General features: G+C 60.3%; 8 protein-coding genes. 3 read left to right on the forward strand and 5 right to left on the reverse strand.

Annotated features, from left to right (window positions below; translation table 11 throughout):
• Positions 1–56: 56 nt before the first annotated feature.
• Entirely contained in the window at positions 57–1,409 is a 1,353-nt protein-coding gene (rlmD, locus tag AB5Y92_RS07460; RefSeq protein WP_323951373.1) for a 23S rRNA (uracil(1939)-C(5))-methyltransferase RlmD, read from the reverse strand.
• A gap of 273 nt (positions 1,410–1,682) precedes the next feature.
• Between rlmD and AB5Y92_RS07465 the strand changes: the two genes are divergently transcribed.
• On the forward strand, positions 1,683–3,407 hold the full coding sequence (locus AB5Y92_RS07465; RefSeq protein ID WP_368226253.1) for a proline--tRNA ligase: 1,725 nt from the start codon (positions 1,683–1,685) through the stop codon (positions 3,405–3,407).
• A gap of 92 nt (positions 3,408–3,499) precedes the next feature.
• Here the strand turns inward: AB5Y92_RS07465 and AB5Y92_RS07470 are convergent, their stop codons facing one another.
• From AB5Y92_RS07470 to AB5Y92_RS07480, 3 genes are all read right to left on the reverse strand, one after another.
• Positions 3,500–4,180, reverse strand: a complete 681-nt coding sequence (locus tag AB5Y92_RS07470) for an SDR family oxidoreductase (protein ID WP_139495077.1) — start codon at positions 4,178–4,180, stop codon at positions 3,500–3,502.
• Positions 4,181–4,308: 128 nt separating this feature from the next.
• The gene (locus AB5Y92_RS07475) at positions 4,309–4,938 is read right to left on the reverse strand and encodes a TIGR04219 family outer membrane beta-barrel protein (RefSeq protein ID WP_164536061.1); all 630 of its coding nucleotides are present in this window, start codon (positions 4,936–4,938) and stop codon (positions 4,309–4,311) included.
• Between the two features lie 95 nt (positions 4,939–5,033).
• On the reverse strand, positions 5,034–5,483 hold the full coding sequence (locus tag AB5Y92_RS07480) for a copper chaperone PCu(A)C (RefSeq protein ID WP_043820460.1): 450 nt from the start codon (positions 5,481–5,483) through the stop codon (positions 5,034–5,036).
• Positions 5,484–5,573: 90 nt separating this feature from the next.
• On the opposite strand from AB5Y92_RS07480, the gene AB5Y92_RS07485 reads away from it, so the two are divergent.
• Positions 5,574–6,323: an enoyl-CoA hydratase-related protein gene (locus tag AB5Y92_RS07485; protein ID WP_368226257.1), complete on the forward strand. Its 750-nt coding sequence runs from the start codon at positions 5,574–5,576 to the stop codon at positions 6,321–6,323.
• A gap of 18 nt (positions 6,324–6,341) precedes the next feature.
• Here the strand turns inward: AB5Y92_RS07485 and AB5Y92_RS07490 are convergent, their stop codons facing one another.
• Positions 6,342–6,770, reverse strand: coding sequence for a DUF2753 family protein (locus tag AB5Y92_RS07490; RefSeq protein WP_005335785.1), 429 nt, complete (start codon positions 6,768–6,770; stop codon positions 6,342–6,344).
• Positions 6,771–7,054: 284 nt separating this feature from the next.
• On the opposite strand from AB5Y92_RS07490, the gene AB5Y92_RS07495 reads away from it, so the two are divergent.
• Positions 7,055–7,714, forward strand: coding sequence for a CatB-related O-acetyltransferase (locus tag AB5Y92_RS07495; protein WP_368226260.1), 660 nt, complete (start codon positions 7,055–7,057; stop codon positions 7,712–7,714).
• The last annotated feature ends 52 nt before the right edge of the window (positions 7,715–7,766 follow it).

A 7,766-nucleotide genomic window follows, 5' to 3' on the forward strand; every position in this document is an offset into this window, starting at 1 on the left:
ATAGAAAAAAACGACGCCAGCTGGCGTCGTTTTTTATGGGCAAGAGTCGGGGCGACTTATGCCTTGGCAGGCAGGCTCAGGCGGGCAACCGCTTCCACATGCATGGAGTGCGGGAACATATCGACCGGTTGCACTTCGTCCAGCACGAAGCCCTGCTTGACCAGCCAGGCAAGGTCGCGGGCCAAAGTCTGCGGGTTGCAGGAGACATAGACCAGACGGCGGGGCGCCATGGCGACCAGGGTCTGCAGCACCGCCTTGTCACAGCCTTTGCGGGGCGGGTCCATCACCACCACATCAGCGGTCACACCCTGGGCGTGCAGTTCGGGCATCAGCTGCTCCGCCTTGCCGACGTGGAATTCGGTGTGCTCGATGCCGTTGAGGGCGGCGTTGCGACGGGCATCGCTGATGGCGCTCTCCACCGACTCGATCCCCACCACCTTGGCGGCCTTGCCAGCCAGGAACAGGGAGATGGTGCCGATACCGCAATAGATGTCGAACACCGTCTCGTTGCCGGTCAGCTCGGCGTACTCGAGGGCACTGGAGTAGAGCACATCGGTCTGGGTCGGGTTGTTCTGGAAGAAGGAGAGCGGCGAGATCTCGAACTCGAGTTCGTGGATCTTGTCGCGGATCACCCCTTCGCCGAGCAGCACCCGGTTGGTCGCGCCCAGAATGCGGTTGGTGCGCTCGTTGTTGATGTTCTGCACCAGGGTAGTGACCGGCAGATCGCTCAGGGCTGCAAGCAGCTCGGCTTCGAACGGTAACTCCTCGCCCAAAGTGACCAGCACCACCATCAGCTCGCCGCTCTTGAAGCCCTTGCGGGTCATCAGGTTACGCACGCAGCCGCTGTGGTTTACTTCGTCATAGGCGGCGATGTCGTGCGCGCGCATCCAGTTGCGCACCCGTGCGTTGAGCTCGACATGCAGCGGATCCTGCACCGCACAGTCATCGGCGGTGATGAGATCGTGGGAGTGCTTGCGATAAAAACCGATCTCGGCACCGGCATCGCAGCCACGCACCGCATATTGCGCCTTGTTGCGATAGGCGAACGGACTCTCCATGCCAAGGATATCCTTGACCGGAGTGTCACCCAGCCCGACCTGCTCCAGTGCGCTCTGCACCAGTGCCTGCTTGAGCTTGAGCTGGGCCGGATAGGCCAGCGGGCGCACCTGACAGCCACCACACTCGGTGTTGGGGCAGAAATCGGCAACCCGATCGGCAGAGGGCTGGAGCAGCTCGGCAACCTTGCCGTGCAGATAGTTCGGCTTGACCTCGGTCAGCTCCACCAGCGCCTGCTCACCGGGCAGCAGACCTTCGACAAACAGGGGGCGATCGAACAGGCGTCCTTTGCCATCTCCTTTGTCGGTCAGTTCCAGGATCTCGATCTGGTGTTGATGTCCCACTAACGGCATGAGCGGCTCCAAAAGTACTAAAAATGGGGGGGATGAACGCGGCAAAGCCATGCCCATCGAGAAAAGGTGGCAGAGTTTAGCGGAGATCCGGCCAAATTGCAGGCATAAAAAGCCTGCTTGTTGCAATGGTCATTACCCTTGGTCATCTGCCGGGCGTTGCCACCTTTCGGGCTGCGGCAAATTTAGCCCTTGGGCCGCAACGCCCAGCCTGTTAAAATTCCGCCCTTGAAATTATCCTGGGCCCCGCGCCCGTTCTAGCTAAGGTCTACCGCGATGCGTACCAGCCAATATCTGCTTTCCACTCTCAAGGAAACCCCCTCCGACGCTGAAGTTGTCAGCCACCAGCTGATGCTGCGCGCCGGGATGATCCGTAAACTGGCCTCCGGCATGTATGCCTGGTTGCCAACCGGTCTGCGGGTACTGAAGAAAATCGAGAACATTGTTCGCGAAGAGATGAACAATGCTGGTGCCGTCGAAGTCTCCATGCCGGTGGTTCAACCCGCCGAGCTGTGGCAGGAGTCTGGCCGCTGGGATGACTACGGTCCCGAGCTGTGCCGTCTGACCGACCGCCACAACCGCCCCTTCGTACTGGGCCCGACCCACGAAGAGGTGATCACTGCGCTGGTACGTTACGAAGTGAACAGCTACAAGCAGCTGCCGCTCAACCTCTACCAGATCCAGACCAAGTTCCGCGACGAAGTGCGCCCCCGCTTCGGCGTCATGCGCGGCCGCGAATTCCTGATGAAGGATGCTTACTCCTTCCACATCGACAAAGAGTCTCTGGTCGATACCTACGAGAAGATGCACGCCGCCTACTGCAAGGCGTTCACCCGCATGGGTCTGAACTTCCGTCCGGTGCAGGCCGATACCGGCTCCATCGGGGGTACCGGTTCCCACGAATTCCAGGTGCTGGCCGAGAGCGGTGAAGACTTGATCGCCTTCTCCGATAGCTCCGATTACGCCGCCAACATCGAGATGGCCGAAGCACTGGCACCGGCTGGTGAGCGCGCTGCCGCCACCGCAGCCCTGACCAAGGTTGCCACCCCGAACGTCCACACCATCGACGAAGTGGCTGCCTTCCTGAACGTGGCTCCGACCGCCATCGCCAAGACCCTGCTGGTACTGGCAGAGGAAGATGAGCACGGCAAGCAGGCCGTCATCGCGCTGGTACTACGTGGCGACCACGAGCTGAACGAGATCAAGGCCGAGAAACTGGCTGGCGTAGCCAACCCGCTGACCTTCGCCAACGACGAGCAGATTAAAGCTGCCGCCGGTTGCGATGCAGGTTCCATCGGCCCGGTCGGCTTTGCCGGTCGCATCATCGTCGATCGCAGCGCCGCCCATCTGGCGGACTTCGTCTGCGGCGCCAACGAAACCGGCTTCCACCTGACCGGTGCCAACTGGGATCGCGACATCGCTACCTATGAAGTTGCCGATCTGCGCAACGTGGTGGAAGGCGACCCGAGCCCGTGCGGCCAGGGCAAGCTGCTGCTCAAGCGCGGTATCGAAGTGGGCCACATCTTCCAGCTGGGTACCAAGTACTCCGAAGCGATGAAGGCGAGCGTGCTGAACGAAGCTGGCAAGTCCGTCACCATGGAGATGGGTTGCTACGGTATCGGGGTTTCCCGTCTGGTGGCTGCCGCCATCGAGCAGAACAACGACCAGTACGGCATCATCTGGCCGGACGCCATCGCCCCGTTCGAAGTGGCCATCGTGCCGATGAACATGCACAAGTCCGAGCGCGTGGCCGAGCAGGCACAACAGTTCTACGCCGAGCTGAAAGCCGCTGGTGTGGACGTGCTGTTCGACGACCGTAAAGAGCGCCCGGGCGTGATGTTCGCCGACATGGAGCTGCTGGGCATCCCGCACGCCATCGTCATCGGCGATCGCGGTCTGGACAACGGCATGGTGGAGTACAAGTGCCGCCGCACCGGCGAGAAGCAGGAAGTGGCCATCAGCGACATCATCGCCATGCTCAAGGCCAAGCTGGGCCGTTAATTCCGCCCTCTTCCCGATATAAAAAAGCGCGCCATTTGGCGCGCTTTTTGTTTCTGTGTGCTGACGACGGCAACCGGATGGCGGGCTTCGCCTCAGGGATTGCGACCGATAAAGAGGTCAGTCACGTGGCAGCTGCTTCTGGCTTCCAGCGCGTCGAGCATATAGGCCGCCGCATCTTCCGGGGTCATGAAGCCACTCGGGTCCACGTGATCCGAGTTGTCCCAGAACTCGCTGCGGATCCCGCTCGGGTAGAGGTTGACCAGCCGCAGTGGCGAGCCTTTCAGCTCGGCGCGCAAGGATTCGAGAAAGCCGCGCATCCCCCATTTGGAGGCGCAGTATAGACTCTCGTTGGCCTTGCCCACCTGCGCGGCGGAGGAGAGCACATTAGCCAGCACTCCGCCTTTCTCCCCGATAAGCCGCACCGTCTGCTGGGCCACCAGAATGGTGGAGATGAGATTGCTCTCCACCACCCGGCGGATCTGCTCGGCGGTGTAGACGCCGACCGGGCCAAACTCACCCACCCCGGCGCAGTGGATCACCATGTCGGGCTGCCCGCCCCACTCCACCGCAGCGGCGAAGGCGACGTCAACCTCTTCATGGTGCGCCAGATCGGCAGCAATGCCGATCACCGCGCTGCCGAGCAGTTGTTCCTGCTCCTGCAGTCGCTGATAACGGCGCCCCATCATGGAGACCTTATGGCCCCGCTCAACCAGACCTATGGTCAGCGCCCGGCCAAGACCTGAACCGGCACCTGTCACTATGATGTGGCCCATTATCGCTCCTCGTCGTCAGTTGACGGTCAGATTAGAAAGTGAATTCATCGCCCATGAACCATCCATCGACAGAACGCTCTGATAGATGTTGGCGAAGAATTTCCCCCCCGTTGTCAGACAACGTCAGATTAGAAAGTGAATTCGCCGCCCATGAACCAGCCATCGACAGACTGGTCGATATTGGCGAAGTCGATCTTGGCTTCACGCCAGCCGGCACGCAGCTTGATCGGCATGGAGGAGAACTTGTAGGAACCACCCAGACGGTAGTCATAGTTATCCGCATCGTGAGTGCGCAGATCGCCGAAGAAGGCGATGCCGGTGCCCGGGATCTTCACTTCACTGCCGGCATAGGCCATCAGGGTGTTTTCATCATAACCCCGACGCCCCCAGGTTACCTGCTCGCCATCGTAGTGACGACCGGTCATACCCAGATCGATCTTGAACAGATCGTTGTTAAACAGACGGTAGTAGAGGCTCAGATCGTAGGCTGTCAGGTCGTTCTTGAAGGCGCCACCGGAGGTGCTGAAATCGGAAATTTCAAATTTGGCGTTCGGCAGGAAGATGATACCGTGTTCCAGTTGCAGATAGCCGTTCCAGTTGTATTTGTCATCATAGTGATTGGCACTATAACCATATGCCTGACCACTGCCCTGAGAAGCCCATACATCAGCACCGGCGGCGAAACGCCAGTCATTGGCGGCCATGGCCCCCTGGCTGCACAGGGCAAACAGAACACCGGCAATCAGCGTCTTTTTCATTACGTCACTTCCTCTTGCATACATGGAAAAGAGCACTATTTTACCCGGTGCAGCCAAAATACACAGTCTCAAATCTGAACAAACGACGACAAATGTCAGTGCTTCATATGCTTCATCTCTGCCATCGGCTCAATCGGCTTCACCGGCAGTGACAGATCCAGCTTCTGACCATCATCCATGGTGAGGGTGAGCGGGAAAGGGGTCTGCTCGGAGAGCGTGCCCACCTCGAACAGCATGATGTGCAGGCTGCCCGGTTTCAGCACCGCTTCGCCCCTGGCCGGGATCTCGATATTCTCGACCTGACGCATCTTCATCACGCCATTTTCGTGCAGGTGAGTGTGCAGCTCGGCACGCCCCGCCGCAGCAGAAGCCGCCGCCACCAGCTTGACCGGCTGGTCGGCGTCATTCTTGAGCACCATAAAGGCGGCAGTGTTGGGGGAGCCCGGCGGCAACAGGCGCACATAACCGTCGACAGCCTCGACCTTGGCCAGTGCAGGCGCCGTCATGCCGAGCACCAGCAGAGAATAAAACGCACGTTTAAACATGGTTGAAATCCTTTTATGATGTTGTTAAACGGCGCCAAGGTTACCCCAGCAGCAACCTTTTTTGCACCTTTCAATAACAAGGATTTAGACATGGCCCCCATTCTCATTGTCGAGCAGCAGGATGGCTTGCTCACCCTGACCCTCAACCGCCCCGACAAGCGCAACGCTCTCAATACCGAGCTCTATAAGCAACTGGTGGCAGCGCTGGGAGAGGCGGCAGCCGATGAGGAGGTGCATGTCCTGTTGTTGCAGGGGCAGCAGGATTGCTTTACCGCGGGCAATGATCTGGCCGACTTTATGGGCAAGAACTCGCTGGAGCCCGACGACCCCATCCTGCAGTTCCTCCACACCCTTGCCGACTTCCCCAAACCCGTGATCGCCGCTGTTGCAGGTCCTGCAGTAGGGATAGGCACCACCATTCTGCTGCACTGCGATCTGGTCTATCTGGGGGATAACGCCCGCTTGCAGCTTCCCTTTGTCGAGTTGGGTCTGGTGCCGGAGTTTGCCTCCAGCCTGCTGCTGCCGCGTCTGATGGGACACCTCAAGGCGGCGGAGCTGTTGCTGCTGGCCGAGGCGATTGATGCCGAGGAGGCGCTGCGACTCGGGCTCGCCAACAAGGTGGTGGCGGCCGATGGATTGCTCTCCTTTGCCCGCGAACAGGGGCTGAAGCTGGCGGCAAAACCGCCCAGAGCGCTGCAAAAGAGCAAGGCGCTGCTGAAACAGGAGCTCAAACAGGCGGTGCACTTTGTCATCGATCTGGAGGCGCGCGCCTTCGCCCAGGCACTGCAAGGGGAAGAGGCGCAGCAGCGGATCGCCCAGAAACTCAAACGGCGGGGCTGAGCTGCCGCTCAACGCCGGTCAGTTGAGGCGAAAACGGCCGATCAGCTCGCAGCCCTGCACCTTGTCCTGCAGCTGGATCAGCCGGGCAATTTCCGGATTGGGGTGGCGCTTGAGAAAGGCAAGCAGGGCGCCGCGACAGCAACCCAGCTCGCTGATCAGTGCCTCGCACTCCCTGTTGGGGCACTGCGGCACCAGCGCAGTCACCAGCTCGGAGGCAAGTTTCAGGTAGCGCAGCTCGTAAGTCGGCTCATCCATCGCCCGCCAGAAGTCGGCCAACCGGTGACAGGTGGCGACTCGCATGGTGGCCAGTTCGGTCAACTCGACCTGGGTCATCTCGTAAACATCCCCCAGCGCCTGCTGATAAAAACAGATCGCCGCCCCTAGCGAACCGGCCTGCCAGGCACGCTCCGCCTCCAGCATGTATCGTTGCCAACTTTGCGGTGTCATCTCACTCTCCCGAGTCCGTCATGGTGGGAGTGTTATCATGGCTAATTGAGAATAAATATCAACCAGAGGGTTAGTGCAGGATCTCTGCGCAACCTTGGCAAACCCGGCGCCCGACCTTATGATCGTGCCCTTCCCCCCCTTCTTTGGAGCCCCACAATGCGACCACGCCTCCCGCAGATGCTGGGCTGCTCCCTGCTCTGCGTGCCCCGCATGCTGGTCTGGATCTATTAGCTGCGCTCAAGCGAACGCAACCCATCCGATCCATTCAGCAAAGGAGTACCAACATGAACCCCTGCCAACACTGGTCGCAGGTCGAATACCTGCACCTGACGGTGACCAACCCCAATATCTGCCTCAAGGGGCAGCACAGCTACTACTCGGGTGCCTGGGATGGCCCCTTCGAAGAGGTGGCGGTGCGCTACCTCCATGGCGATCCCTTCAGCCGCAGCCCGGACACCGGCTGGGAGCCGCTCTGGCATATCGACCGGCTCCATATCGGCGACTATGTGCAGATTGCCGCCGGGGTAAAGATCATCATGGGCGGCAACCACACCCACAACACGTCCTTCATCAGCACCTATCCGTTCGCCGATCTGGCGGGGCTCAAGCGCAGCTACCGCCCCGCAGGCGATACCCGCATCGGCAACGATGTCTGGATCGGCATGGAGGCGCTGATCATGCCCGGTGTCACTATTGGCGATGGCGCCATCATCGCCGCCCGTTCGCTGGTCAATCAGGATGTGCCGCCCTATGCCATGGTGGCGGGCACCCCAGCCAGGGTGGTGCGGATGCGCTTTGGCGAGGAGGAGATTGCCCGGCTACAGGCCCTCGCCTGGTGGGATTGGCCGGATCAACAGCTCAACGATCTGCTACCGCTGATCCAGCAAGGTGAAGTCGCCCTGCTTGAGCAGGCAGCTGCCCACTGGGCGGAGCGCCATGAGTGACCACCGCCAGCCAGCAGTAACAAGCTGACAGCAGAAGGGCGACCCCGGGGTC

This window comes from Aeromonas sp. R1-1 (assembly GCF_040908495.1).
GTDB lineage: Bacteria > Pseudomonadota > Gammaproteobacteria > Enterobacterales > Aeromonadaceae > Aeromonas > Aeromonas veronii.

What these genes read in the sequence shown, in the direction of transcription:
- AB5Y92_RS07465 (WP_368226253.1), top strand. Translation starts at nt 1,683, where the DNA reads ATGCGTACCAGCCAATATCTGCTTTCCACTCTCAAGGAAACCCCCTCC.
- AB5Y92_RS07485 (WP_368226257.1), top strand. Translation starts at nt 5,574, where the DNA reads ATGGCCCCCATTCTCATTGTCGAGCAGCAGGATGGCTTGCTCACCCTG.
- AB5Y92_RS07490 (WP_005335785.1), bottom strand. Translation starts at nt 6,770, where the DNA reads ATGACACCGCAAAGTTGGCAACGATACATGCTGGAGGCGGAGCGTGCC.
- AB5Y92_RS07470 (WP_139495077.1), bottom strand. Translation starts at nt 4,180, where the DNA reads ATGGGCCACATCATAGTGACAGGTGCCGGTTCAGGTCTTGGCCGGGCG.
- AB5Y92_RS07480 (WP_043820460.1), bottom strand. Translation starts at nt 5,483, where the DNA reads ATGTTTAAACGTGCGTTTTATTCTCTGCTGGTGCTCGGCATGACGGCG.
- rlmD (WP_323951373.1), bottom strand. Translation starts at nt 1,409, where the DNA reads ATGCCGTTAGTGGGACATCAACACCAGATCGAGATCCTGGAACTGACC.
- AB5Y92_RS07495 (WP_368226260.1), top strand. Translation starts at nt 7,055, where the DNA reads ATGAACCCCTGCCAACACTGGTCGCAGGTCGAATACCTGCACCTGACG.
- AB5Y92_RS07475 (WP_164536061.1), bottom strand. Translation starts at nt 4,938, where the DNA reads ATGAAAAAGACGCTGATTGCCGGTGTTCTGTTTGCCCTGTGCAGCCAG.